The following is a 24,971-nucleotide window of genomic DNA, read 5'->3' on the forward strand; positions in this document are numbered from 1 at the left end:
GTCGTCCCGGTCGGTCAGGCAGGCCCTCGAATGCGGGTACGGCACGGGCGTCAGCGTGGGATCAGTTCTCGCGTGAGGTCGTGGAGGCGTAGTGCGTCCTGCCTGGCGAACGCGCGGCCGGCCGGCGACAGCCGGCGCTTCCGCCAGTAGGCGGTGAAGGGCTCGGCCGGCGGGTCGTCCAGGAGTGCGGTCAGGGGTGCCGTCGCCCTCGGTACCGACGTGGCGAACATGGCGAAGAACGCCTTTGCCGCAGCGCGTAGCGGTTGCGGCAGGCTCTCGGGCATGCCGGTGGAGACCACGCCGGGGTTGTAGCCGATGTAGGAGACGCCGCTGCCGGCATGCAGAACGCCGAAGGCGACTCCAAGGAGATCGTTGGCCCGGAAGGACTGCAGGGTGGCCTTGGTCCCGCTGTAGGCGCGCGTCAGCTGCAGGTCATCCCAGTGAATGCGGCCCAGCGGGACACCGGGCGTGCCCACGTTCATGATGACCGGACGGCGGGCGGCCCGCAGCGCGTCGTGGAGGCCGTGGCTCAGCACGAAACGGCTGAGATAGGCGAGCGCGAAGCTGTGCTCGAAGCCCTCGCGGGTGGTCACGCGGTCGCCGAAGAGCCGGTATCGCTGGGCGCAGAGAATCAGCTTGTCCACGACCGGATGATCCTCGGCAAGGCGTTCGACGAGATCCTGGGAGGCGGCCACCGAGGTGAGATCGGAGCGCACGAAGCCGGCCCGCCCGGTTGGAATGGTCTCGGCCTCGGCGAGCAGGGCCTGTCCCTTTCCGGCGGTGCTGCCGACGGCGATGACGTGAGCGCCTTGCCGGAGGTAGTGGAGGGCCAGCCCCTTGCCGAGCCCGTCGGTGCCTCCGGTGATGACCACGGTCTGCATGTTTCACCTGCTCTCGCGGCATATCCACCGAAGTGGATATGCAATATCCGCTTATGCCGGGCAGCCTAGCATGAACCGGATATGCTGTATCCGGTTAGTCGGAGGAGCGGGGATGTCATGAGCGAAGAGACACCGGTGCTGCGCCGCGACGCCGAGCACAACCGGCGGCGCACACTGGCGGCGGCGCGGGAGGTGTTCGCCGCGCGCGGGCTGCAAGCCACGCTCAACGACGTCGCCCACCACGCGGGACTCGGCGTCGGCACCGTCTACCGGCGGTTTCCCAACAAAGAGGCCCTCGCCGAGGCCGTCTACGCCGGCAAGCTCGACGACATCCGCGCCACGGCGCAGGCCGCGCTGGCGGGGCGGGACGCCTACGAAGCCCTGAGGGCCTTCCTCGAACATGCCTTGGAGCAAGCCGCGACCGACCGTGGGCTCCGCGAACTGATACGGCAGGGCACGAGCGACAGCGAGCGGATCCTGCGCACCCGGGAGGGCATCGTGGAGTCCTGCGGCCACCTCATCACCCGCGCCCAGGAACAGGGCACGATGCGCGACGACGTCACGGTGGAGGACATCGCGCCCATCGTTGCGATGATCGACTCCGTGATGGATCTGCCGGCCGCCGGCGCCGTGCAACCGTGGCGGCGCTACCTCGCGCTCATCCTCGACGGCCTGCAGACCGGGCCGGACCACCGAGGCCGGCGCTCGTCATAGAGCTCGGCTCCGATGAGGCCGTGACGGTGGCCTGGGGCGAAATCGCCCCTTGCCGGGTCGGGCCGGGGCGCGGTGCGATCAGTCCCGTTTCCCCGGCCCGTCCCCATCCGGCACCCAAGATGCGCGCCACCCTGTCCGGCGAGCTGTCCGGCGGCCACTGAGTCGCGCGATCACCTCCGGCAGTTGGCGGACACCCATCTCGGAGAGGCCAAGGTGCCGCTCCGGCTCATCATGGGACCCCGGTGGTGATCGCGGAGAATCAGGCGATGTGGCTGATCGGCGTCGACGTAGAACATCCGGGCGAGGTCGGCGGCATCCTCGGCCCGATGCGCGGTGCCCGTCGACCGGCGCACCAGCTCTGCTCGGTCACCTCGGGCTCGCGCTGGGCCGGGCGGGATGCCGCCGTGCCGCCGGTGTGACGTGTGTGCCGTACGAAGCCCATGGTGTTGAAGTGACATAAGCGCCAAAAGGTAAATATGTGGATATGACTATTTTTGTCTGTCCAATACCGGCCATTAGCTCTCATTGACACCCCTAATGTATTTAGAGAACATTCAAAAAATCTCATCCGCCCCCTACGAAACCCCCGGCCCGCCGGCCCCGCCGGACGGCGCCACCGGGACGGTCGCCCCGCGGCCCCCGGCGCTTCCCCGCCTTCTACCGCCTTCACAAAAGGTCACCGATACGCGACCACGGCCCCGCCCGGGGCGGTGTCCGCGTGCCCGCGCACCGTCAACGACGGAAACCGACAGCCGACGACGAGGAGCTCGACGGTGGACGGCACAGAAGAGAGTTCGACACCGGTCCGGCCGCAGGCACGGACCGGGCAGACCGAGGACACGCGGCTGGCCCTGTACGGCGGCAGCCCCGTCCGGCACGCACCGTGGCCCACCTACGACAAGGGAGCCGTCTTCGTCCATCCCGAGGACGAGGAGGCGGCGATGCGCGCCGTCCGCAGCCACCTCTACTTCCGCTACGACCACCGCGCCCAGCACGAGACCGAGTGCGGCGCGCTCGAGGAGGAACTGCGCCGCTACTTCGGCAGCAGGCACGCGCTGGCCGTGTCCAGCGGCACCGCCGCGCTCGCGCTCGCGATCATGGCGGCGGGCATCCCGCCGGGCTCGCTCGTCGCCTGCCCCGGCTTCACCTTCGTCGCCACCCCCAGCGCCATCGTGCTCGCCGGATGCACGCCCCTGCTGGTGGAGGTGGACGAGAACCTGCACATGGACCTCGACGACCTCCGCCGCCGCTGGACGCCGGAGATCAAGGCGATCCTGGTGGTCCACATGCGCGGCTTCGCCGCCGACATGGAGGCGCTGACGCGTTTCGCCGCGGAGATGGGCGTGCCGGTCATCGAGGACGCCGTACCGGCCCTGGGCGCCGAACTGCGAGGCCGCAAGCTCGGCACCTTCGGCCTCGCGGGGGCCTTCAGCACCCAGTCCGACAAGTCGCTCAACTGCGGCGAGGGCGGATTCCTGGTCACCGACGACAGCGTGCTGTTCGCCCGCGCCGTCGTGCTCTCGGGCGCCTACGAGGGCCGCTTCCGCCGGCACTTCCCGGACGGTGACCCGCCGATCGGCACCGATCTGGACCTGCCGCTGCTCAGCTTCCGGATGGACGAGATCCGCGCGGCGCTGCTCCGCTCCGAACTGGAACGGCTGCCGGTCCGCCTGGAACGCTTCCGCGCCAACTACTCCTACGTGGCCGCGGCACTGGCCGGTGTCCCGGGGATCGAGATCCGGCAACCGGTCGCCCCCGGCGCCTACCTCGGCGAGGCGTTCATCTTCCGGGTCCCGGGCGGGGACGCCGAATGGTTCGCCCGCGCGCTGCGCCACGAGGGCATCGACGCGCGCAACCTCGGCTCCGACGAGGACGTCAACGTCCGCGTCTTCTGGAACTGGCGGTTCATGTTCGGCGGCCTGACCGCCGAGCAGGTCAGGGCGCTGCTGCCGGCCACGACGCGTCACCTGCGGGAGGCGGTCGACGTCCCGCTGTCGTCCAGCCTGTCGCCGGCCGACTGCGACCAGCTCGTCCGCGCGGTCCGCAAGGTCGCGGAGGCCGCCCGCCCGGCCGCCGGACCCCCGGCGGAGGCGCTCGCCGTACCGGAGAGCGGCCTACCGGCCGGAGCGCACGCCGGACCGGCCCCGGGAACGGCCGGAACGGCGGGACCGCGGCCCGTGCCGGACACCGTGCCGGACACTGTGCCGTCCACGGGGGCGAGCGCCGTACCGGACGGTGGCACGGCCGGCGTCGCGCGGGCCGGGCGGCGGTGATGAGCGCACAGGTCACGGGAAACGCGATCCCCCGCCTCGCCCTCGTCGGGGTCTTCGGCGGGCTCTTCTGCGGATACGTGGGCCTCAGCGCGGTGATCCCGGTGCTGCCGGGTTTCGTCCGGGAACGCTACGGCGCCCCCGACGTCGCGGTCGGCCTGGTGGTCATGGCCACCGCGTTCACCGCGCTGCTGGTCCGGCCCGTCGCGGGTCACCTGGCCGACCGCCACGGCCACCGCCTCGTCATGCTGGCGGGCGCGCTGATCATCGCGGTGGGCGGCGTCCTGTACTTCCTGCCGCTCGGCGTGGCCGGGCTCGTCCCCCTGCGCCTGCTGCTCGGCGTGGGGGAGGCGGCGCTGTTCACCGCGGGCGCCGTCTGGACCGTGGCGCTCGCCCCGCATGAGCGCCGCGGCCAGCTCATCGGCCTGTACGGCGTGAGCATGTGGGGCGGCATCTCCGCGGGCACCTTCCTCGGGGCGGCGATGCTGCCGCTCGGCTACGGCGCGGTGTGGGCCTTCAGCGGCGCGGCCGCACTCGTCGGCCTCCTGCTGATCAGCGCGTCCCCGGTGCACGCCCGCACCGGGCGGCCCGGCGAGGCTCCCGGCGGCACGGTTTCCGGCGGTGGCTCCGGCGGAGGAACTTCCGGCGGAGAGGAGCGGGGCACCGGCCCGGCGGGCGGCGTGCGGCGAGGGGGCGGGCACCGCCTGCTGGTGCGCCCGGCGCTGCTGCCCGGAACGGCGCTGGCCCTGGCCTCCGCCGGATACGCCGGTCTCGCCGCCTTCGTCGTCCTGCACCTGAGAGCCCGCGGCATCGACTCCGGCGTCGCCGTGCTCAGCTGCTTCAGCGCCGTCTACGCCGGCACGAGGCTGTTCATCGGCCACCTGCCGGACCGGCTCGGGCCGCGCCGGGTCGCGGTCTGGTGCGGCATCGGCGAGGCCGCCGGCCTGCTGGTCGTCGCGGTGGCCCCGAACCTGCCGGTCGCCCTGATCGGCAGTGTGATCACCGGGGTGGGGTTCTCGCTGCTGCACCCCTCGCTCTCCCTGATGGTGATGGACCTGGCCGACCCCGCCGAGCAGGGGGCGGCGATCGGTGCCTACACCTCCTTCTGGGACCTGGGCCTCGCCCTCTGGGGCCCGCTGATCGGAGCCGTGGCGACGGGATTCGGCTACCCGGCCGTGTTCGTCGCCGGCGCCGCCTGCGCCGTGGCGGCCGTGGCCGTGGCGCTCCGTGTCCGCAGGCCGGCCGTACGGCCGGCGACCACCGGCTGAAGCCAGGGAGCCCCCATGGACACATCGTCGCCCCTCACGATCCTGTGCATCACCGGATGGTGCCGCAACGGCAGCACCATCATCGGCAACGTCCTCAACGAGATCCCGGGGTTCTTCCACGTCGGGGAGCTGCACTTCCTGTGGAGGAACAGCGTCGGCGAAGGCGCCAACAACCTGTGCGGCTGCGGCGAGACGCTGACCCGCTGCCCGGTCTGGTCGGAGATCCTGGAGACCGTCCGCCCGGCCGGGATGACGGCGCACGAGCACGCCGCCGCCGTCATCCGCCGCCAGCTCTCCTGCGTCCGGACCCGGCACACCTGGCGCGTGCTCGGCCGCGGGCCGTACCGCGACGACATCCGCGAGCACGCCGCCCTGATGACCCGGACCTACCACGCCATCGCCGAGCGGACCGGAGCGCGGGTGATCGTGGACACCACGAAGATCCCCGGTGAGGCCGCCCTGTTGCCGCACCTCGACGGGGTGCGGCCGTACTACGTCCACCTCGTACGGGACCCCCGGGCGGTGGCCCACTCCTGGCGCCGGCCCAAGGAGTACGTCTACGCCATGTCCGCGGCGAAGAGCACCGCCTACTGGGACGGCTTCAACCTGGCCTCCCGGGCTATCACCCGGCGTCACCCGGAGCGGTCGCTCCTCCTGCGCTACGAGGACTTCGCCGCCGACCCGGCGGGGACCATCGATACGCTCCTGCGGCTCTGCGGCGCCGACCCGGCCGGCAACCCGGTGCGGGACCGGGCCGTCGAGCTGCGCCCCAACCACACGGTCACCGGCAACCCAGACCGCTTCCGCACCGGCGTGACCGTCATCCGGGACCGGGACGACGCCTGGCGGACGGGCCTGCCGGCCACGGCCAGACTGGCGGCGACGGCGCTGTCCTGGCCGCTCCTACGGCACTACGGCTACCGGCACGGCGGCCCCCTGCCCACCGGCGCCCCGCGAGGCGCCCCGCCGCCTGGCCTGAAGAACACCGCCAAGGGTCGCCACTGACCGGACCCGCAAGGGGCCACCGGAGTCCGGACCCGCGAGGGGGCGCCGGTGTCTGGACCGAGGAACGTAGGAGCGAAGCGACGAAGTGACGAGGGAAGACACCGGGCTTGAGCCCCCGAGCCGCGACGCGCAGCGTCGCAATGAACAGGGAGCGGAGCGACGGAGTGACGAGGGAAGACACCGGGCACCAGCCCCCGAGCCGCGACGCGCAGCGTCGCCATGAGCCCGCAATGAGAACAGCGTCGCAATGAACACAGAGAGGACCACGATTGGACCTGGGCCTTGCGAACAAGGTCGCGCTCGTCGCCGGCGGCTCCAGCGGGCTCGGCCTCGCCGCCGCCATGGAGCTGGCCAGGGAGGGCGCGCACGTCGCGATCGGCGCCCGCGATCCCGACCGGCTCCGGGAGGCCGAACGCGCCGTCAAGGAGGTGGCGTCCGGCCACGTCCACGTCCGGAGCGTGGACATCACCGACGGGCAGGCGGCGCGCCGCTGGGTGGACGAGGTGGCCGCCGACCTCGGCGCCCTGCACATCGTTCTCGTCAGCGGCGGCAGCCCCCCGATCGGCCCGGCCTCGCGTTTCGCGACGGGTGACTACGAGGCGGCCGTCGGCAAGGTGCTGCTGCCCGCGGTGGACCTCGCCCTCGCGGCGCTGCCGTACCTGAGGGCCGCCGGATGGGGCCGGCTGCTGTTCGTGGCCTCGGAGACGGCGAGCGTCCCCATCCCGCCGCTGGCGCTCTCGGGCGTGACCCGCGCGGCCCTGGTGCGTTTCGCCCAGGCGCTCGCCGCGGAGGTGGGGCGCGAGGGCATCACCGTCAACGTGCTGGCTCCCGGCGGGGCCCGTACCCCGCCGATGGAGCGGGCCGCGGCCCGGCTGGCCGCGGGCGGCGACGTGGAGGAACGGCTGCGCGCCATGGGCCACCACAACGCCGTCGGCCGTCTGGCCCGCCCCGAGGAGATCGCCGCGGTGGTGGCCTTCCTCGCCGGGGAGCGGGCGTCCTTCGTCACCGGTGCGGTGCACCTGATCGACGGCGGCGCCGCCGTCGTGGGGCCGGAGCTGCCGCACCTGTCGGGCGCGGGGGAGAACACCTACACCTGATCGCCATCGGACGACCGACCGCCACGGCCTCTGACCGCCACCGGACTCCTGCCGCGAGGGAACCCCCTTGCGGTCGGGGATCCTCTGACGGCCACGGACCTTCGATCGCCACCGGACCCCTGACCGAGGCGAGGCGTCCCGGAGACGTCCCGCACGAGGCATCTCACCGGGATCCTCGCACGGGACGCCGCCGGACGGGGGACACGAGACACCACGGAGACAAGGAGCGCATGATGTCGCTGACCAGTCATGTCTACACCGAGAAGGACGTCGGGGACTTCTTCGACCAGACCACGCAGACCTACCTCACCTTCTGGGACAGCGAGGGCGTCCTGCACACGGGGTACTTCTCCGGCGACGACGACGAGGACTACCGCGCGGCCGCCGAACGGACCTCCGACATCATGGCGGCCGAGGCCGGGATCGGCGAGACCTCCCACGTGCTCGACGTGGGCTGCGGCTGCGGCAACTTCCTGATCCACCTCGCCGACCGGTACGGCTGCCGCGGCGAGGGGCTCGACCTGAGCGCCGAGCGCGTCGCGTTCGCCAGGAAACTGGCCGGGGACCGTCCCGGCATCGCCTTCCGGCACGGCTCGGCGACGCGCATGCCGTACGAGGACGGTTCCTTCACCCACGTCGTCAGCCAGGACGCGCTCTTCCTGGTGCCGGACAAGCCGCGCAGCCACGCGGAGGTCAACCGCGTCCTGCGGCCCGGCGGGATCTTCGCCTTCTCCGACTTCCTCCAGCCCAGGGAGGACATCGGCGAACGCGCCCGCAAGCACGTCTACGACCGGGTGCGGTGGGGCGGCGGCTACTCGCTCGTCGGCTACCAGCGGGCCCTGGAGGACGCCGGATTCGAGATCCTCCTCGCCCGCAACCTCGAAGATCACATCAGGCAGACCTACCGGGTGCTGGGGAAGACCGCGCGCGAGCGGGCCGAGACGACGCCGGACGCCGCGGCGCGCGACTGGATGCTCGCCTTCTCCGAGTCCTGCGGCGAGATCCAGGCTGCCATCGACCGGGGGGAGTTCGGCTGGGGGGTCTTCGTCGCCCGCAGACGCTGACCGTGCCGACATCGACCGCGCCGATCGCGCCAGCCGCGCCGGCCAGTACCGATCGCGCCAGCCGCGCCGGCCAGTACCGATCGCGCCAGCCGCGCCGGCCAGTACCGGCCGTGCCTGCCGCGTCGGCCATCACCGGCCGTGGCGGGCCGTGATCGACCGTGATCGGCCGTGGCCGACCGTAGACCGGCACGCCGACCGTAGACCGGCACGCCGACCGTGACCAGCACCGCGACAGTGAGGACGCCATGCAGCCGACAGACACCATGAAGCGCACGATGGCCGAGGTCGTCGCCCAGCGCAGGACCGAGATGTCCCCGGGACGGATCTTCGCCGAGGCATGCGCGGCCAAGGGGACCGACGCCGTCGTCGAGTACGACGTGACGATCACCGACTCGCTGACGAGTTCCCGGCGCAAGCCGCGCTACCCGGCGCGCAACATGATCAAGGTCGTCGACCTCTCAAAGGACCCCCGGCGCTACTACTGGCACGAGAGCCTCCCGGACCCCGGCGCCCCGCAGGTCCACGAGGCCGACCTCCGGCGGGAGGCGGCCAACCGCTTCCACCGCTCACCCGTACCCGAACTGCTGCCCACCACCGCCTGGGTCCAGGTCCCGCCGGACCTGTGGGAGGACATCGAGACCTTTGAGTCCTTCATCAACTACCGGCTCATCGTCCGCCTGTCCACCGCAGAGAACGACACGATCATCCGCGGCGCCGGCGGCCTGCTGAACATGCCGCAGATCGCCCGCATGACCTCCAAGGGGTCGTTCGCCTCCACGATCCTGGCGGCGTGCAACGAGGTGGAGCAGATGGGGGGCACGGCCGACGGCCTCATCATCAACCCCGCCGACTACTACGCCTTCATGGGCGAGGGCCGCCTGATGGACGACATCGAACGGAACGGCGTCTTCATCGTGCGGACCCGCCTGGTCGAGCCGGGCACCGCCCTCGTCGGAGACTTCGGGCACGGCGCCCTGCTGTTCGACGCCGGCCGCTCGGTGATCCGTTTCGCCGAGCCGCCCCCGGGGACCTTCGCCGAGCCGGGGGGCCTCGCGCTCATGGCCCAGATCCACGAGCGCGTCGTGGTCAACCTCCCGACCAACTTCTTCGTCGTGAGCCTGTGAAGGACGGTGAACGCCGGCGATGCCTTCCCCCGACGCCCCTGACGGTATGGACGCCCCCGACGCCTCCGACGCCCCCGATGTCCCTGACGTCCCCGACGCTTCCGGCGGTGCTGGCGTCCCCGACGGTATGGGCGCCCTCGGCGGCTCCGGTGACCGTGGTGACCACGGCGATTCCGGCGCCCTCGACGGGGCTCCCGCGCGGCACGACCCGGACGTCCTCGTCATCGGCGGCGGCATCGCCGGCCTGTTCTGCGCCTACCACCTCCGGCTCGGCGGTGCCCGGGTCACCGTGGTGGAACGCGGGCCGGTCGGCGGCCCGCAGTCCTGCTCCCACGGCAACACCGGCTTCGTCGGCACGCAGGGCGCGGCGCCCCTCGCCGAGCCCGGCGTGCCGGCCCAGGGGCTGCGCTGGCTGCTCGACCCGGAGAGCCCGTTCTCCGTCCGGCCGCGCTGGGACCCCGAGCTGGCGCGCTGGCTGTGGCACTTCCGCCGCGCCTGCGACGAACGCGCCGCCGACGCCGCCTTCCGGGTGCTGGCCGACATGAAGAGGCGCAGCCTGGCGATGCTGCGCGAGCTGTGCGCGCCGACCGGCCCACCCGGACCGGGTGGAGCGGCCGGTCCGAACGGTCTCGCCTCCGCCTTCGCCGAGGGAGGCATGCTGCTGGCGTTCAACACGGCCGAGGGGTTCGAGAAGGGACGCCGCTCCGTACCCCGGGCGGTCGCCCGCGGCGTGCCGCTGCGCGTCCTCGACCCGGACGAGCTGCGGGCACTCGAACCGGGCGTCGAGTTCGACGTCCGCGGCGCGCTGTACAACGAGGAGGGCGCCTACCTGCGCGTCCCGGAGTTCCTCCGCGAGTTCGCCCGGACGCTGCGGGACATGGGAGTCGAGATCCTGGAGGAGACCGGGGTCGTCGGCTTCGAGACCGCGGGCGGCGCGGTCCGGCGGGTACGGACGACGCGCGGCGACCTCTCGCCCGCCGAGACGGTCGTCGCCGCCGGCGCCTGGTCGGCGGAGTGCGTCCGTCACCTGGGACTGCGGCTCCCCCTCCAGCCCGCCAAGGGCTACACCGTCACGGTCAAGGCGCCGGGCAACGCGCCGCGGCACCCGGTCCTGCTGGGGGAGGGCAAGGTCGCGATCACACCGCTCGGCGACCGGCTGCGCCTCGGCGGGACGCTGGAGCTGTCCGGCATGGATCCCGCGGTATCCCGGCGGCGCGTGGCGGGCATCCTGCGGACCGTCCGGTCCTACCTCCCAGGAATGGAGACCACCCCGATCATCGAGACCTGGAGCGGCCTGCGACCCTGCACCCCCGACAGCCTCCCCCTCATCGGGCGGGCCGGGTCGTACCGCGGTCTCTGGCTGGCCTGCGGTCACGGCCACATCGGCATGGGCCTGGCGCCGTCCGGGGGCAGGCTGCTCGCCCAGCTCCTCAACGGCGAGCCACCCGACACGGACCCCGCGCCGTTCCACCCGGGCCGCTACGGCGACCGTACGGCCCGGCGGCGCGGACGAGACGGAGGAAGGCGATGGCCATGACCGGCGAGGAGAAGACGGGCCGCGAGGCTCCGATAGGCGTACTGTGCCTGGAGACCTCGTTCACCAAGATCCCCGGACACATCAGGAACCCGGTCACCTTCGGCTTCCCGGTGATCTACAAGGTGGTGCGGGGCGCGACGCCGGAGCGCGTGGTGAGCATGGGCGACCCCCGGCTGCTCGACCCGTTCGTCGACGCGGCGCGGGAACTGGAGGCGGAAGGCGCGGCGGCGATCACCGGCGCCTGCGGCTTCCTCGTCCTCTTCCAGCGGGAACTGGCCGGCGCGGTCGGCGTCCCCCTCTACGCCTCCAGCCTGATCCAACTGCCGATGGTCCACCGCATGCTCCGCCCCGGCCGGAAGGTGGGACTGCTGGTGGCGAAGAAGGCGGCGCTGACCCGGCGGCACCTGGAGGCGGTCGGAGCCGAGGACGTCCCGGTCTGCGTCGCCGGGATGGAGGAGGAACCCGAGTTCCGCGAGGTCATGCTCGAAGGCCGGCGCGTGGAACTGGACGCCGACCGCCTGGAACGCGAGGTGCTGGGCCAGGCCGTACGGCTCGCGCGCGACAACCCCGACATGGGGGCGATCGTCATCGAGTGCACCGACCTGGTGCCGTTCGCGCACGCGATCCAGGAGCGGACCGGCGTGCCGGTCTTCGACATCGTGACGCTCACCGAGATGGTGCACCTGGGCCTGACCCGCCGGCCGTATTGACGATGTTCATTGCGACGCCGCGCGTCGCGGCTCGGGCCCTTGCCCTGCGGTGTGCGGAAACCGGAAAGCCGACTCCCGCGCCCCAGGGACCGCCGGAGCTTCCGGCGGCAATGGGGAAGTTCCGGCGAAGTGGCCTCTGAGCCGTGGTGAACCCGGGCCCTGACTCTCGCGCCAGGACCCGGGTGTGCAGACCACCGGCTCGTCCGGCGGTGCGAGGCGCGGTGCCGGGCTCAGTCGCTCCCGGCTTTTCGGTGGCCGCCCGGGGTGAAGGCTTCAGCGGCGGAAGAGCCTTCGCCCGGGGCGGTGCCGGGTGAGTGGAGGTAGGAGGGCTCAGCCGTCGACCGTGACCGAGGCGAACCGGTAGTTCGTGTAGCCGTTCTCGTCTCCGGAGTGCTTCCGGCCGATCATGACGTGGTAGGGGCTCGCCGATACGGAATGGCTGCTCTCACGCAGGTTCGAGGTCCACGGGCCGGGGACGAGCCGCAGCTGCCTGCCCTGCCACCACAGCGCGCCCGACTCGTAGTTCGTGTAGCCGTTCTCGTTCCCGCTGTGCCACCGGCCGGTGATGACCCGGTTGTCGGTGGTCTCGTAGTTCGAGCTGCTCTCCTTCTGGTTGGAGCTCCAGCTCCGGGACTCCACCGTCACCTGCTCGCCGTTGATGAGGATCCGGCTGCAGGAGTACTTCGTGTAGCCGTTCTCGTCTCCGGAGTGCGAACGGCCGGTCATGACCTGGTTGGCGGGGCAGGTGAAGGTGACTCCGGCGGATTCCTTCACGGTGCTGATGGTCTGGAGCTGGACCTCGACCGTGTAACTCGCGGCGGTGGCGGGAGCCGCCGGCACCAGGGCGAGGGTGGCCAGGGCCGCCGTGGCGGTCGTGGCGAGCAGGGCCTTCTCGCGCTTCTTCACGTTCCTCGGTTTCCTTTCGGGCGTCTTTCCAGGTATTTAGAGCGCATGTGGCGGCGGCACGAACCGGCTATTGGGCCGATGGTTCGCCGACCTCATCCGCGCGGCACCTGCACGCGGAGGAAAGAACCGCCGCAGGTGATCGCGATCTCATCGTGACGGCCGCCGAACCACCGGGTCGTCCTTCGCGCGGGTGAGCGTTGATCCGCCGCGCGAATTACCCTCCATGTCCACTCCCTGATTAGCGCGAATGGAAAACGGAATAAAAGACGACCGAAATGAGCGGGGAATGCTTGGGGAATGCGCCGGTTCCGGGAGGGCTCATCGCGACGCTGCGCGTCACGACTCGGGGGCTCAGATCCGGTGTCCTCCCCCGCGGGTTCTCGTTTGAGGGCGGTTCAGCGGGTAAGGGGGACGTCGTCGCAGCTCAGGCGTGGACGAGACACGCCGTCCGGCGTCCTGACAGGAGGAGAGCGATGAAGGCACTTACCTGGCACGGTAAGCGAGACGTACGTGTCGAGGACGTCCCGGACCCGATCATCAAGGAGCCTACCGACGCGATCATCAAGGTCACCACGACCGCGATCTGCGGCTCCGACCTCCACCTGTACGAGGTGCTGGGACCGTTCCTCGGGCAGGGGGACGTCCTCGGGCACGAGCCGATGGGCGTCGTGGAGGAGGTCGGCGCGGAGGTCACGCACATCAAGCCCGGTGACCGGGTCGTCATCCCGTTCAACATCTCGTGCGGCCGCTGCCGGATGTGCGACATGAAGCTGTACGCCCAGTGCGAGACCACGCAGGTGCGCGAGTACGGCACCGGGGCCGCGCTGCTCGGTTACACCAAGCTGTACGGCCAGGTCCCCGGGGGACAGGCCGAGTACCTCCGGGTCCCGCAGGCCCATTTCGGGCCGATCAAGGTGCCCGACGGGCCGTCGGACGAGCGGTTCGTCTACCTCTCCGACGTCCTGCCCACCTCCTGGCAGGCGGTGGACTACGCCTGCATCCCTGATGGTGGCAGCGTCACGGTCTTCGGCCTGGGCCCGATCGGGCAGATGTCCGCCCGGATCGCCAAGCACCTGGGATACCGGGTGATCGGCGTCGACGGCGTGCCCGAGCGGCTGGAGATGGCCCGCCGGCACGGCGTGGAGATCCTGGACTCCTCCGCGACCCCGAACGTGGCGGAGGCGGTCCGCGAGCTGACCGGTGGACGGGGCACCGACTCCGTCGTCGACGCGGTCGGCATGGAGGCGCACGGCTCCCCGGTCGCCAAGATGGCGCAGACCGTCACCGGGCTCCTGCCCGACGCTGTCGCCGCCCCCCTGATGACCAACGCCGGTGTGGACCGGCTGGCCGCCCTGTACCAGGCCATCGACACGGTACGGCGCTGCGGCACGATCTCGATCTCCGGCGTCTACGGCGGCGCGGCCGACCCGATGCCGATGCTGAAGATGTTCGACAAGGGCATCACCCTGCGCATGGGCCAGGCGCACGTCAAGCGCTGGATCGACGACCTGATGCCGCTGGTGACCGACGACTCCGACCCGCTGGGCGTCATGGACCTGGCGACGCACCGGCTGCCGCTGGCGGAGGCCCCGCACGGCTACGAGATCTTCCAGAAGAAGCAGGACGGGGCCATCAAGGTCCTCCTGACCCCCTGACGACCCCCGAGAGAAGACGTCCCCCCGAACAGGCGGGTCCCCGTGACCCGGTATCCGAAGGAGATGAGGCCATGGACGCCATCGTGCTGCTGAAGGACGACCACAAGACGGTCGAGAAGCTGTTCAAGGAGTTCGAGCAGGCGGGCGAGACCGCCTACAAGAAGAAGCAGGAGATCGTCGAGAAGATCTCCAAGGAGCTGTGCGAGCACGCCTACATCGAGGAGGCGATCTTCTACCCGGAGGCGCGTGCCGAGGCACCCGACACCTCCGACCACGTCCTGGAGAGCGTGGAGGAGCACCACGTCGTGGCCTGGCTGCTGTCGGAGCTGAAGGGGATGGACCCCAAGGACGAGCGGTTCGACGCCAAGGTGACCGTCCTCATCGAGAATGTGCGCCACCACATCAAGGAGGAGGAAGAGGACTGGTTCCCCCAGGTCCGCGAGGCCCTGGGGCGTAACAGGCTTCAGGAGCTCGGCGAGCGGATGGAGAAGGCCAAGTCCGAGGCCCCGTCCGACCCGCTCGCGCTGGCCAGCGCCCGCCAGTAGGGCGCCGGCGGCGCGGCGGGGCGCCGCCGGAACGCGGTGGGAACGCCCCCCGAAGCGCCCGTCAGGGCGCCCGGTACAACGCGGGCCCCGGCCTCGTTCCGAGGCCGGGGCCCGCTTCCCGAAAGGCCGTCACGCCTGCCGGGGAATCTGTTCGGTGATCGTGAAGGTCACCCCTCCACCCTCGTCGACGTCGGCGTCGAGGGATTTGTCGTCGAGCAGGTCCGCCGCCTTGGGATCCAGGAAGATGTGCGCTCCGTCCGTCTCGACTACCTTGTCCTCGGACTGCGGCCCTTCGACGATCGACAGCAGCAGCGAGTCCGTGTCGTCGCTCTGTGAGGAGATGCGGACCCCGGTGTCCGCCGAGCCTCCCACCTGCGAGCTGAGATTCCGGATCACCTGCGCGGCAGTGTCGGTCATTGTGAGCATTATTACTCCTTGTCCGAATTAAGGCTGGATTCTCCGCCCTTGCCCGCTTCCGGCGGAGCCGACACCTGAGCCAGGGGATTTCCCCCGGCGCCGGCCGTACCCGTCCCCGGCCAGCCCGGCAGCTCCGGGCGTGAGGCCCTTTCGCGGTGAACGCCGCAAAGGGGCACCGCTGACCGGACCCGCGAGGGGGCACCGGTGTCTGGACCGAGGAGAGAGCGAGCGCAGCGAGTGAACGACGAGGGAAGGCACCGGGCTCAAGCCCCCGAGCCGCGACGCGCAGCGTCGCCATGAATACAGCCCCCGAGCCGCGACGCGCCAGCGTCGCCATGAACACAACGTGGGCAAAGAACGGCAGACCGGACCATGGCCTTAGGCGCATCATGACCGCGGTATCGACCGAGGTGAGTGGCCTCGGAGACGCGCATCCGGCCGGCGTGCAGACCGCCGACCGGCCGGATGCGCGGAACCGGCCGTCACCCACCCCTCATTCGGTACGACCGCCGGTCCCTTCGGAGCGCTTCACGATGCCTTACGCGACCACCCGCGACGACACGCGGATCTTCTTCTACGACTGGGGCGGCGGCCCGCCCGTCGTCTTCATCCACGGCTGGCCGCTGAACGCCGACGCCTGGCAGGACCAGTTGAAGCTGGTCAAGGACAACGGGTTCCGGGCGATCGCGCACGACCGGCGCGGCCACGGCCGCTCCAGCCACCCCGCGGGTGGCTACGACTTCGACACCTTCGCCGACGATCTCGGAGATCTCATCGAAAGCCTGGACCTGCGCGACGTCACCCTCGTGGGGCACTCCATGGGCGGCGGGGAACTGGCCCGCTACATCGGCCGGCACGGCACGTCCCGCCTTCGCAGGGCCGTGCTCCTGTCCGCGATCCCACCGCTCATGCTCAGGACCGACGGCAATCCCGAGGGAACGCCGCAGGAGGTGTTCGACGGCCTGAAGAACGGCATCCTCGCCGAGCGCTCGCAGTTCTGGAAGGACACCGCCGAGGTCTTCTTCGGGGCCAACCGGCCGGGCGGCAAGGTGACGCAGGGCAACAAGGACGCCTTCTGGTTGATGGCCATGGCCGAGAACATCGAAGCCGGGGTGGCCTGCGTGGACGCCTTCTCGGCCACCGACTTCACCGAGGATCTCAGGAGGTTCGACATCCCCACGCTGATCGTCCACGGTGACGACGACCAGGTCGTGCCGATCGCGGCGGCCGGGGAGAAGGCATCCAGGATCATTCCGGACAACGTCTACAGGGTGTACCAGGGTGGCTCGCACGGCATCGCGATGGTGCCGGGCCAGAAGGAGCAGTTCAACGCCGACCTGCTCGAGTTCCTGCGCGCCTGAACGGCGGGGTCCGCTCCGCGCCGGACACACCGCCGATCCGCCCGGCCCCCGGCTCCCGGTGGGCCGGCCCGCTCAGCCGCCGGTGTGGAGGCGTTCGAGGCGCTCGGCCGTCTTACGCGCGGCGATCAGCACGGGGTCCCACACCGGGGCGAACGGAGGAGCGTAGGCCAGGTCCAGGCCGGTCATCTCCTCCACGGTCATCCCGTGCCATACGGCCAGCGCCAGGGTGTCGATCCGCTTGGCCGCGCCCTCCTGCCCGACGATCTGGGCGCCCAGCAGCCGTCCGGTCCGGCGGTCGGCGATCATCTTCGTCCGCATCTCCCGCGCGCCGGGGTAGTAGTGGGCACGCGTGGTGGAGGCCACGGTCTCGGTGACGAACTCGAACCCCGCCGCGGCGGCCTCGGCCTCGTTCAGGCCGGTGCGGGCCACCTCGTACTCACAGATCTTGGACACCGCGGTCCCCACCACCCCGGGGAAGCTCGCGTACCCGCCCCCGATGTTGATGCCGACCACGCGGCCCTGCTTGTTGGCGTGGGTGCCCAGCGCGATCGCCACCGGCCGGTGGGAGACCAGGTGGAAGGTCTCGACGCAGTCGCCGGCCGCCCACACGCCCTCGACGGGGGTGCGCATCCGCCGGTCGGTCCGGATCCCGGAGGTCTCGCCCACCGGGATGCCCGCGGCATCGGCCAGCGCGGTGTTCGGGCGGGCCCCGAGGCCCAGCACGACCAGGTCGGCCCGTACGCTCCGGTTCCCGACGCACACCGCGTCCACCCGGCCGCCGGAGGCGGAGAAGCCCGTCACCCCCTCTCCGAGGAGCACCTCGACCCCCAGCCGGCGCAGGGCGTCGGCGATCAGGGCGCCCATGTCGGGGTCGAGCGTGCCCATCGGCTGCTCACCGGCCTCGACGAGCGTCACCGAAAGGCCCCGGCGGACCAGGGCCTCGGCCATCTCCAGGCCGATGTAGCCGCCGCCGACCACCGTGGCGGCACGCGGGCGCTCCGCCCCGTCGGCCTCGACGGCCCGCAGCAGCGCGGCGCCGTCGTCCAGCGTCTGCACGCCGTACACGCCGGCGGCGTCGGCGCCGGGCAGGCCGGGACGGCTGGGCAGGGCGCCGGTGGCGACGACGAGCTGGTCGAACGGCTCCCAGTAGTCGCGGCCCTCCTCATGGTCGTGTACGGCCACCGCCCGGCGGTCCAGGTCGATCTCGGTGACCTCGCTGCGCAGGCGCAGGTCGATGGCCTGCTCGTCGCGGAAGACCTCGGGGCGCCGGACGACGAGGTCCTCGACCCCGCCCACCTCGCCGCCCACCAGGTAGGGGATCCCGCAGGCGGAGTAGGAGGCGTGGAAGCCCTTCTCCAGCGCCACGATCCGCAGGTCGTCCGGGCCGCGCCGGTTCCGCGCCTGGGAGGCCGCGCTCATCCCCGCGGCGTCGCCGCCGATCACCACCAGCCGTTCCGCCATCGTCCCGCCCGTCTCGCAAGCCGTCATTGTGTGCCGCTGGGAAAGGAGTTCCTCCGCCCGCCCGCCCCAAACGGCATCGCCCCGATCATGACGCGTCGCGCGGGGGCAGCCGTGCCGGGGTCCGGGGCCGGTTGCGCACGTCCGGTTCCAGGCGGCCGTCCCGTACGGTGACCGCCCGCCCTCCCGCGGGGAGGGGAGCGCGTCCCCCGCGCGGAGGACGCGGGGGGCGGTGTTCGGTACGCTCTGCCGAGCTGACGGTGGATAACAGATGGTTCGGGGGATTTCAGGATGGGCACGGTGGAGATCCTCCTGTTGCTGGCGGCCGCGGCCGGGGCGGGGTGGATCGACGCCGTGGTCGGCGGGGGAGGGCTGCTGCAGTTGCCCGCGTTGCTCGTCGCCGGGGTCTCGCCGGTCCAGGCGCTGGCCACGAACAAGCTCGCCGCCGTCTTCGGCACCTCATCGGCGGCGGTCGCCTACGCCCGCACCACGAAGATCGACCGCCGGGTGGCGGTGCCCGCCGGGCTGGCCGCGGTCGTGTTCGCCGGTCTCGGCGCGGCGTCGGCGGCGTCGATCTCCAAGGACGCGCTCACCCCGCTGGTGATGGCCGCCCTGCTGTGCGTGGCGCTGTTCGTCACCCTCCGCCCGGCGTTCGGCGCCCATTCCCATCCGCACCTGCGCACCCGGGCCAGGGTGCTGGCCGCGACCGCGGTCACCGGCGCGGCGATCGCCTTCTATGACGGCATCCTCGGGCCCGGCACCGGCACCTTCCTGATCATCGCCTTCACCACGATCCTCGGCATGGACTTCGTGCACGGCTCGGCGCACTCGAAGATCATCAACTCCTGCACCAACGTGGGGGCTCTGATCGTCTTCGCCTCCCAGGGGCACGTGCTGTGGTCGCTGGGGCTGGGGATGGCCGTCTGCAACATCGCCGGAGCCCAGGTCGGGGCGCGGATGGCGCTGCGCCGCGGTTCGGGGTTCGTGCGGATCGTGCTGCTGTGCGTGGTGTGCGCGATGGTGGCGAAACTCGGCTACGAGCAGTTCCTCGCCTGATTATATGATCTACATTGTAAAGCCGCCTGGCTGGTTGAAACTCATAAATGCAACAAAACCCCGGCCTCACCTGGGCAGGCGAGGCCGGGGCGAGTGCGGTCACGCCGATGACGAGGTCCCGGCAGGAGAAGCCGTAGAACGCGCGGAAGCGCTTCCGTCCTCATCCGGCGGCGGTGCCGGGGCCGGCTCGCTCCCGGTGACAGCCGATGCCGGACGTCGTCCGGCGGCGAGACGCCAGAGCGAGGTGACCTCCGCGGCCCGGGCGGCGTGGAGGGGATCGGCGGCGTCCATCGCTCGCGGGTGCCGCGGCCTGGTGTCGATCCTGCCCACCACGTGCAGGCCCGCCGCCTCGATGCCGGCCAGCAGTTCGCCGCGCGTCCTGAGCCCGAGGTGCTCGGCCAGGTCCGACAGGATGAGCCATCCCTCACCCCCCGGTTCGAGATGCGCGGTGAGCGCGGTCAGGAAGCCGCGGAGCATGCTGCCATCCGGGTCGTAGACGCCTTGCTCCACGGCGGAGGTGGGCCGGGCCGGAATCCAGGGCGGGTTGCAGACGACGAGGTCCGCGCGCCCGTCGGGGAAGAGGCCGGGGCCCATGACGTCGACGCGCCCGGTGAGGCATAGCCGGCGGACGTTCTCTTCCGCGCAGGCCAGAGCGCGCGGGCTGATGTCCGTGGCCACGACGTGGTCGACTCCCCGGCGGGCCAGGACGGCCGCGAGCACTCCCGTTCCCGTGCCGAGGTCGAACGCGGTGCGGCGGCCCGCGCGAGGGCCCGCCGGCGGGGGGAGTGGCGCATGCGCGACGAGATCGACGTACTCCCCTCTGACGGGAGAGAACACGCCGTAGTGCGGGTGAATGCGAGCGCGGAGGGCCGGTACCTCCACGCCCTTCGTGCGCCACTGATGCGCTCCGATCACACCCAGCAGTTCGGTGAGCGAGACGGCCATCGGCTCGGACTGCGGACCGTACGCTTCGATGCAGGCTCGGCGCACATCGGGGGCTCTGCGCAGGTTCAGGCGGTAGTCGTCCTCCAGCAGGACGAGGAGCCGGCCCAGCACGCGGGCACGGTGGCCGCGGGCACGGCGGTGCAGGTGGAAGGACTCTGCCGGGCTGTCACCTCGCCGGGGAGGTTTCCGGTCGATGCGGCGGCTCATCGCCTGCAGCAGCCGTCGTGCGCCGTGGAAGTCACCCCGCCACAGCAGACCGGTGCCTTCGCAGGCCAGGCGGTAGGCGGTGTCGGCTTTCATCCGGTCGTCGGCGCCGATGACCCGGCGGGGAGGCGGGGTCGCGCTCTCGGAATGCCAGTGGGCGGAACGGGGGGTGTTCGTCTCGGTCCAGCGGATCGTGGACACCACGTACTCCTCGTGGTCGAACGTGCAGGGGCACGAAGAGCACTTCGACGAGGAGCGGGAGAAACGGCCCGTGCGGCGCACGGGCGGGTGTCAGGGCAGGTGGGGCTACCGCTCCCGCGTCGAAGCGCGAGCGGGGAAGTCGCCGAGAACCATGCCGAGTGTCACGATCAGCCCTTTCGGAGAGATGACGTAAGAGGTTCGCACAGACCTTTCCCCGTGGGCAAGCTGGCCCGTGGGGCGGTGGAGGGTCCGGCTTCCCGCCCGCCGCGGCCCGTCGCTCGTCGGTGGCGTCCTCGTCGCACGGAGGCCGCGGCCCCCGGGCGGTTGGACATCGCCGGGGTAGGCGTGGAACCGGCCGAAAGTACGGCCGCCCGTGGTGCGGATCATGCTTTCGGCCCATGCCGGCGGCGGGCCGGACCCGCACGATGAGCCCATGCCGTACGAAGATCTTCCCCCCAGCCCTGGACACCCGCCCGCTCCCGGAGACCCGCTCGGCCTTGGACACCCGCCCGGTCCTGGAAATCCGCGTCCCGGAGACTCGCGTCCCGGGCGGGTGTCGTCGCGAACGCCGGGCCCCGGTGACCGCCCGGCCGGGCCCGGCCGGACGCGGATCGCCGCGCTCGACGTCGTGCGCGGGTTCGCGCTGTGCGGGATCCTGCTGGCCAACGTCAAACCGATAGCCCACGTCGGGGACGCCCTCACACCCGCCGCGCCCACCCTGGAGGGGGACACGGCCGCGTGGCCGGGGCTGTTCATCGACCAGCGTTTCTTCCCCATCTTCTCCCTCCTGTTCGGTGTGGGGTTCTCGCTGCTGCTGGAGTCGGCGGCGGTCCGCGCCGCCCGGCCGCGGCTGGTCCTGGCGCGCCGGCTCCTGGCGCTGCTCGCGATCGGCCTGGTGCACTTCCTGCTGCTGTGGCGGGGGGACATCCTGACCGCCTACGCCGTCGTCGGTCTGCTGGTGCTGCTGCCCTCGACCTGGCTGCCGCGGTGGGCCGTGGCGTGCCTGGCGGCCGTACTCCTCGCGGTGTCGCTACTGGCCACCGGGGGCTGGCACGCGCTGGTTCCGGGGCTGTTCCTACTGGGCTCGGCGCTGACCCGGTACGGGGTGATCGACCGGGTCGAGCGGTCCGCGCGGGGGCCGGCGGCGCTGGGCCTGGTCCTGGCGGCGGGGGCGGTGCCCGCGCTGTGGTGGCAGAGCGGGCTGGATCCGTACGACTCCGGCTTCAGCCTGGCGTTCTCCACCGCCGGACTGCTGGTCGCCGGGGTGTACGTCTGCGTTCTGCTGGTGCTGATGCGGACGCCGCTCCGGCCGGCGCTGCGGGCGGTCTTCGCGCCGCTGGGCCGGATGGCGCTGACGAACTACCTGACCGCCACGGTCCTCGTCCTGGCCGCCGCCCGCGTCCTCGGGGGAGTGCCGGACCGCTGGTCGGAGGCGACGGTGGTGACGGTCGCCGGCGTCATCCTCGCCGTGCAGTGGCTGTGGTCGGTGCTGTGGCTGCGGCGGTACCGCCAGGGGCCGGTCGAGTGGCTCTGGCGATGGGCCACCTGGGCCGGCCGCCCACCCCTGCGCCGCGCCGCCTGACCGTCGTCCGCCTCGCCTTCGCGCCCTCGCGGCGGCCCGCCGCGCCGCGTTCCGGAGAGCGGGGAACGCCGCCTCCGCCGCCTCGGGTTCCCGTGGGCGGCGTCTCTGTGGCCGGCCCGGTGTTCAGGCCGAGGCGTGGGTACGGTCGGTCAGGACGCGGGCGAGGACGATGGTGACGAGGCCGGCCAGGACGACCGAAAGCAGGCCGGCGCGCAGGCTGAGGAGGTCGGCGACGGCTCCGACGAGCAGCGGGGACAGCAGGAAGCCGCCGCGCAGCAGCCAGCTGACGATGGTCAGGCCGGTGCCCGGCGGCAGGCCGGGCAGTTCGTCGGCGGTGTGCATGGCGGCCGGGACGAGGGTGGCGAAGCCGAGCCCGGCGAGGGTGAAGCCGGCCAGCGCGGCCGGGATGGACGGCACGGCCAGCGCCGCGCCCATGCCGGCGGCGGCCAGGACGCCTCCCGCGCGGGCCACCGCGCGTTGCCCGAAGCGGTCCACCACGCGGTCGCCGGACAGGCGGCCGATGGTCATGGCGGTCTGGAAGACCACGACGGCCAGGCCGGCGGTGGCGGCGTCGGCGTGCAGACCGGTGAGGAAGAGGGCGCCCCAGGACGCGCCGGCGTCCTCGACCAGCGCGCCGCACGCGGCCAGTACGCCGAGCGCGGCGAGCATCCGTACCGCCGGGCCGGTGAACGAGCGCCGGCCCGCGCGCTGGGCGGGCAGGGTGGGCGGGGCGGCTGCGTGGTCGTCGGCCGCGGCCGGATCACGGGCTTCGGCGGAGCGCTCGGCGTCTTCCGGGCCCGGCAGCAGGAAGCGGTGGGCGACGACGGCCACAAGGCTGAACAGGGTCGCGGAGATGGTCCTACGATCGCGATCGCCAACGCGAGAAGCCCCACCCAGGCGGCCATCCCGTGCACGCTCTCCGCCAGAGAGGGGTGGGACCAGTTGCCGGGCGGGTCCGCCGGGAAGATCGCCGCGGCCAGGGCGCACCCGGCCCACAACCACAGCAGCCCCCGCCCCCACCCGCTGCCCGCGGTCCGCGCGGCCAGTGCTGCGGTCCCGACCGCGAACCCCAGCAGGCCGACGGTCACCAGCCAGCCGTACGGCAGGTTGACGTACCTGCTGATCGTCTCGTCCACCGGATCGTAGCCCCGGTTGACCACGTCGGACACCACAAAGGAAAGGATAGCGATCACGAAACCAGTCAAAGAGAACTTCTTGCCCATGGCTCCCAACGGTAGGTTTCGGTGACGGCCGGACACATCGTCCTTCACGCGTCACCTGGGCCTGCGCCATCGGAGTATCCGGCTACACCAATCGATGTACGGCGGCTCGCCTTCCGCCATCTGATCTCCGGTCCTCAGCGGCCGGCGTCGGCGATGACCGCTGTCACGAACCTGTCGACGACCGCCGTGGCCGGCGGACCGGGGTCGCGGTCCGCGAACAGGAGGTGCCCGCCGCCGACCAGGGAGAGGGTGAGCGAGTCGATGTCGGCGTCGGCCGCGATGCGGCCCAGTTCACGCTCCTCTGTCAGATAGGCGGAGATCGCGGCCGTGGCCTGGGAGAGGATCGCGATGCCGCCTCCGGGCATGGCTTGCCGCAGCCGGGCGCGCAGCTCATCCCGGAAGGTGATGAGCGGGATGATCGCCACCGGAACCGGTCCGAACAGGGTGGTCAGCGCGCTGGTGAGGTTGCCGGCCACGGTGCCGGTGCCGGCGGACTCGCGCAGCGCACTCGCCTGTGTCTCGAGCTGCGCGGCCCGGTCGAGCACGAGGTCGGTGAGGAAGGCGTCGAAATTGGGGAAGTGCCGGTGCAGGACGCCTTTGGCGCAGCCCGCCTCGTCGGTGACGGCCCGGCTGGTCAGCCCGTTCGGCCCGTCCCGCAGAAGCACGCGTTCGGCGGCCTCGAACAGTTGCCGCCGCGCGTCGCGAAGGTGCACTCCGGTCGGCACTCGCAGATCCTCTCGTATGTCAGCCCGTCGGTCTCCGTTGCCCAGTGGGCATGCGCCCACTAAAGTGGGCGCATGCCCATACTACCGCGAGAACAACCGGAACCGCCCCTGGCCGAGCCACGAAAGGCCCGGCAGATGGCCGAGTCGTTCGGCGTGGACGCACAACGCTACGACCAGGCCCGTCCCGGCTACCCCGATGCGTTGGTGGCGCGGATCGTCGCCGGGAGCCCCGGGCCTGACGTGCTCGACGTCGGCTGCGGCACCGGCATCGCCGCCCGCCGGTTCCAGGCCGCCGGCTGCGCCGTGCTCGGCGTCGAGCCCGATGCGCGGATGGCCGACTTCGCGCGAGCCCGTGGCCTGCGGGTCGAGGTGGCGACCTTCGAAGCCTGGCGGCCGGCCGGCCGGACGTTCGACGCGGTCATCGCGGCCCAGTCGTGGCACTGGGTGGATCCGGTCGCCGGTGCCGCGAAGGCGGCACGTGTGCTGCGTCCAGGGGGACGGCTGGCGATCTTCGGGCACGTGTACGAGCCGCCTGCCGAGGTGGCCGAACCGTTCGCCGCCGCCTACCGGCGGGCGGCGCCCGACTCCCCGCTCAACGGTCAACCGGCCCGGCGTCCGCTCGGCCTCTACCGGGCGGCGTACGCGAAGTTCGCCGACCAGATCCGCGAGACCGAGCAGTTCCACGATCCAGAACAGTGGCGGTTCGACTGGGAGCGGTCCTACACGCGCGACCAGTGGCTGGACCTGCTGCCCACCACCGGCGGCCTCACCCGGCTCCGTCCCGATCAGCTGGCCGGGATACTGGGCGCGGTCGGGGAGGCCATCGACTCCCTGGGCGGACGCTTCACGATGAACTACACCACCCTGGCCGCGACCGCCGTACGTGCCGGCGCCCGCTGAGTCCACCCGTCAGGTCGCCGCCCGCTCGATGGCCACGATCGGGATCCGCCGTGACGCCTCTCGCCGGTAACCGATGTGGCGGGGCCAAGTCCCGGTCATCGTCTCCCGGGGGCGGAGCCGCTC

Annotated in this window: 23 protein-coding genes and 1 pseudogene; 16 read left to right on the forward strand and 8 right to left on the reverse strand. The window is 71.8% G+C overall.

Annotation, left to right across the window (positions count from 1 at the left end; translation table 11 throughout):
- Positions 1 to 50 precede the first annotated feature (50 nt).
- Positions 51 to 881 (reverse strand): SDR family NAD(P)-dependent oxidoreductase, encoded by an 831-nt coding sequence (locus tag HDA43_RS32725; protein WP_179828468.1) that lies wholly within the window; start codon positions 879 to 881, stop codon positions 51 to 53.
- A 117-nt stretch (positions 882 to 998) separates the two neighbouring features.
- On the opposite strand from HDA43_RS32725, the gene HDA43_RS32730 reads away from it, so the two are divergent.
- From HDA43_RS32730 to HDA43_RS32775, 10 genes are all read left to right on the forward strand, one after another.
- Complete coding sequence (locus HDA43_RS32730; protein WP_179828470.1) at positions 999 to 1,595, forward strand: TetR/AcrR family transcriptional regulator; 597 nt, start codon at positions 999 to 1,001, stop codon at positions 1,593 to 1,595.
- 242 nt (positions 1,596 to 1,837) lie between these two features.
- Positions 1,838 to 2,014, forward strand: coding sequence for a hypothetical protein (locus HDA43_RS32735; RefSeq protein WP_179828473.1), 177 nt, complete (start codon positions 1,838 to 1,840; stop codon positions 2,012 to 2,014).
- Positions 2,015 to 2,368: 354 nt separating this feature from the next.
- Complete coding sequence (locus HDA43_RS32740) at positions 2,369 to 3,868, forward strand: DegT/DnrJ/EryC1/StrS family aminotransferase (RefSeq protein WP_312873655.1); 1,500 nt, start codon at positions 2,369 to 2,371, stop codon at positions 3,866 to 3,868.
- Entirely contained in the window at positions 3,868 to 5,133 is a 1,266-nt protein-coding gene (locus tag HDA43_RS32745; RefSeq protein ID WP_179828475.1) for an MFS transporter, read from the forward strand. The genes HDA43_RS32740 and HDA43_RS32745 overlap by 1 nt, the downstream gene beginning before the upstream one ends.
- A 15-nt stretch (positions 5,134 to 5,148) precedes the next feature.
- Positions 5,149 to 6,138 carry a sulfotransferase gene (locus tag HDA43_RS32750; RefSeq protein ID WP_179828477.1) on the forward strand — a complete coding sequence of 330 codons (990 nt, stop codon included), beginning with the start codon at positions 5,149 to 5,151 and terminating at the stop codon, positions 6,136 to 6,138.
- Positions 6,139 to 6,407: 269 nt separating this feature from the next.
- A complete protein-coding gene (locus HDA43_RS32755; RefSeq protein ID WP_179828479.1) occupies positions 6,408 to 7,235 on the forward strand; it encodes an SDR family NAD(P)-dependent oxidoreductase in 828 nt (275 codons plus the stop codon).
- Positions 7,236 to 7,468: 233 nt separating this feature from the next.
- Positions 7,469 to 8,299, forward strand: a complete 831-nt coding sequence (locus tag HDA43_RS32760) for a class I SAM-dependent methyltransferase (RefSeq protein ID WP_179828481.1) — start codon at positions 7,469 to 7,471, stop codon at positions 8,297 to 8,299.
- A gap of 245 nt (positions 8,300 to 8,544) precedes the next feature.
- Complete coding sequence (locus HDA43_RS32765) at positions 8,545 to 9,423, forward strand: family 3 encapsulin nanocompartment shell protein (RefSeq protein ID WP_179828483.1); 879 nt, start codon at positions 8,545 to 8,547, stop codon at positions 9,421 to 9,423.
- Positions 9,424 to 9,442: 19 nt separating this feature from the next.
- Positions 9,443 to 10,960, forward strand: a complete 1,518-nt coding sequence (locus HDA43_RS32770) for an NAD(P)/FAD-dependent oxidoreductase (RefSeq protein ID WP_246424777.1) — start codon at positions 9,443 to 9,445, stop codon at positions 10,958 to 10,960.
- A complete protein-coding gene (locus HDA43_RS32775; RefSeq protein WP_246424778.1) occupies positions 10,951 to 11,670 on the forward strand; it encodes an aspartate/glutamate racemase family protein in 720 nt (239 codons plus the stop codon). Before HDA43_RS32770 ends, HDA43_RS32775 begins: the two co-directional genes overlap by 10 nt.
- A 330-nt stretch (positions 11,671 to 12,000) precedes the next feature.
- Here HDA43_RS32775 and HDA43_RS32780 read toward each other — a convergent pair whose 3' ends face one another.
- Positions 12,001 to 12,576 carry a hypothetical protein gene (locus HDA43_RS32780; RefSeq protein WP_179828485.1) on the reverse strand — a complete coding sequence of 192 codons (576 nt, stop codon included), beginning with the start codon at positions 12,574 to 12,576 and terminating at the stop codon, positions 12,001 to 12,003.
- Positions 12,577 to 13,049: 473 nt separating this feature from the next.
- On the opposite strand from HDA43_RS32780, the gene HDA43_RS32785 reads away from it, so the two are divergent.
- A complete protein-coding gene (locus HDA43_RS32785; RefSeq protein ID WP_179828487.1) occupies positions 13,050 to 14,231 on the forward strand; it encodes a zinc-dependent alcohol dehydrogenase in 1,182 nt (393 codons plus the stop codon).
- A 71-nt stretch (positions 14,232 to 14,302) separates the two neighbouring features.
- Entirely contained in the window at positions 14,303 to 14,776 is a 474-nt protein-coding gene (locus HDA43_RS32790) for a hemerythrin domain-containing protein (protein ID WP_179828489.1), read from the forward strand.
- 129 nt (positions 14,777 to 14,905) lie between these two features.
- Here HDA43_RS32790 and HDA43_RS32795 read toward each other — a convergent pair whose 3' ends face one another.
- Entirely contained in the window at positions 14,906 to 15,193 is a 288-nt protein-coding gene (locus HDA43_RS32795; protein ID WP_246424779.1) for a Fe-S cluster assembly protein HesB, read from the reverse strand.
- 533 nt (positions 15,194 to 15,726) lie between these two features.
- On the opposite strand from HDA43_RS32795, the gene HDA43_RS32800 reads away from it, so the two are divergent.
- Positions 15,727 to 16,554: an alpha/beta fold hydrolase gene (locus HDA43_RS32800; protein WP_179828501.1), complete on the forward strand. Its 828-nt coding sequence runs from the start codon at positions 15,727 to 15,729 to the stop codon at positions 16,552 to 16,554.
- A 72-nt stretch (positions 16,555 to 16,626) separates the two neighbouring features.
- Here HDA43_RS32800 and HDA43_RS32805 read toward each other — a convergent pair whose 3' ends face one another.
- The gene (locus HDA43_RS32805; protein WP_281395740.1) at positions 16,627 to 18,042 is read right to left on the reverse strand and encodes an FAD-dependent oxidoreductase; all 1,416 of its coding nucleotides are present in this window, start codon (positions 18,040 to 18,042) and stop codon (positions 16,627 to 16,629) included.
- Positions 18,043 to 18,303: 261 nt separating this feature from the next.
- Here HDA43_RS32805 and HDA43_RS32810 point away from each other — a divergent pair, with 261 nt between their 5' ends.
- Positions 18,304 to 19,068, forward strand: coding sequence for a TSUP family transporter (locus HDA43_RS32810; protein WP_179828503.1), 765 nt, complete (start codon positions 18,304 to 18,306; stop codon positions 19,066 to 19,068).
- A gap of 99 nt (positions 19,069 to 19,167) precedes the next feature.
- On the opposite strand, the gene HDA43_RS32815 is transcribed toward HDA43_RS32810, so the two are convergent.
- Positions 19,168 to 20,418, reverse strand: coding sequence for a methyltransferase (locus HDA43_RS32815; protein WP_179828505.1), 1,251 nt, complete (start codon positions 20,416 to 20,418; stop codon positions 19,168 to 19,170).
- 553 nt (positions 20,419 to 20,971) lie between these two features.
- Between HDA43_RS32815 and HDA43_RS32820 the strand changes: the two genes are divergently transcribed.
- Positions 20,972 to 22,000, forward strand: a complete 1,029-nt coding sequence (locus HDA43_RS32820; RefSeq protein ID WP_312873656.1) for a DUF418 domain-containing protein — start codon at positions 20,972 to 20,974, stop codon at positions 21,998 to 22,000.
- A gap of 123 nt (positions 22,001 to 22,123) precedes the next feature.
- Here HDA43_RS32820 and HDA43_RS35605 read toward each other — a convergent pair whose 3' ends face one another.
- The 3 genes and pseudogenes from HDA43_RS35605 to HDA43_RS32835 all read right to left on the reverse strand — a co-directional run bounded on the left by HDA43_RS35605 (position 22,124) and on the right by HDA43_RS32835 (position 23,948).
- Positions 22,124 to 22,831, reverse strand: coding sequence for an MFS transporter (locus tag HDA43_RS35605; RefSeq protein ID WP_246424780.1), 708 nt, complete (start codon positions 22,829 to 22,831; stop codon positions 22,124 to 22,126).
- 89 nt (positions 22,832 to 22,920) lie between these two features.
- Positions 22,921 to 23,223: pseudogene (locus tag HDA43_RS36815) on the reverse strand (DUF998 domain-containing protein); the annotation flags it as partial.
- Positions 23,224 to 23,357: 134 nt separating this feature from the next.
- On the reverse strand, positions 23,358 to 23,948 hold the full coding sequence (locus tag HDA43_RS32835; protein ID WP_179828511.1) for a TetR/AcrR family transcriptional regulator: 591 nt from the start codon (positions 23,946 to 23,948) through the stop codon (positions 23,358 to 23,360).
- Positions 23,949 to 24,020: 72 nt separating this feature from the next.
- Between HDA43_RS32835 and HDA43_RS32840 the strand changes: the two genes are divergently transcribed.
- Entirely contained in the window at positions 24,021 to 24,848 is an 828-nt protein-coding gene (locus HDA43_RS32840) for a class I SAM-dependent methyltransferase (RefSeq protein ID WP_179828513.1), read from the forward strand.
- Positions 24,849 to 24,971 lie beyond the last annotated feature (123 nt).

This window comes from Streptosporangium sandarakinum (assembly GCF_013409935.1).
GTDB lineage: Bacteria > Actinomycetota > Actinomycetes > Streptosporangiales > Streptosporangiaceae > Streptosporangium > Streptosporangium nondiastaticum.

Bases quoted from the DNA above. Each gene is read 5' to 3' on its own strand.
- HDA43_RS32725 (WP_179828468.1), bottom strand. From the start codon at position 881: ATGCAGACCGTGGTCATCACCGGAGGCACCGACGGGCTCGGCAAGGGG.
- HDA43_RS32730 (WP_179828470.1), top strand. From the start codon at position 999: ATGAGCGAAGAGACACCGGTGCTGCGCCGCGACGCCGAGCACAACCGG.
- HDA43_RS32745 (WP_179828475.1), top strand. From the start codon at position 3,868: ATGAGCGCACAGGTCACGGGAAACGCGATCCCCCGCCTCGCCCTCGTC.
- HDA43_RS32750 (WP_179828477.1), top strand. From the start codon at position 5,149: ATGGACACATCGTCGCCCCTCACGATCCTGTGCATCACCGGATGGTGC.
- HDA43_RS32760 (WP_179828481.1), top strand. From the start codon at position 7,469: ATGTCGCTGACCAGTCATGTCTACACCGAGAAGGACGTCGGGGACTTC.
- HDA43_RS32765 (WP_179828483.1), top strand. From the start codon at position 8,545: ATGCAGCCGACAGACACCATGAAGCGCACGATGGCCGAGGTCGTCGCC.
- HDA43_RS32770 (WP_246424777.1), top strand. From the start codon at position 9,443: ATGCCTTCCCCCGACGCCCCTGACGGTATGGACGCCCCCGACGCCTCC.
- HDA43_RS32775 (WP_246424778.1), top strand. From the start codon at position 10,951: ATGGCCATGACCGGCGAGGAGAAGACGGGCCGCGAGGCTCCGATAGGC.
- HDA43_RS32785 (WP_179828487.1), top strand. From the start codon at position 13,050: ATGAAGGCACTTACCTGGCACGGTAAGCGAGACGTACGTGTCGAGGAC.
- HDA43_RS32790 (WP_179828489.1), top strand. From the start codon at position 14,303: ATGGACGCCATCGTGCTGCTGAAGGACGACCACAAGACGGTCGAGAAG.
- HDA43_RS32795 (WP_246424779.1), bottom strand. From the start codon at position 15,193: ATGACCGACACTGCCGCGCAGGTGATCCGGAATCTCAGCTCGCAGGTG.
- HDA43_RS32800 (WP_179828501.1), top strand. From the start codon at position 15,727: ATGCCTTACGCGACCACCCGCGACGACACGCGGATCTTCTTCTACGAC.
- HDA43_RS32805 (WP_281395740.1), bottom strand. From the start codon at position 18,042: ATGACGGCTTGCGAGACGGGCGGGACGATGGCGGAACGGCTGGTGGTG.
- HDA43_RS32810 (WP_179828503.1), top strand. From the start codon at position 18,304: ATGGGCACGGTGGAGATCCTCCTGTTGCTGGCGGCCGCGGCCGGGGCG.
- HDA43_RS32840 (WP_179828513.1), top strand. From the start codon at position 24,021: ATGCCCATACTACCGCGAGAACAACCGGAACCGCCCCTGGCCGAGCCA.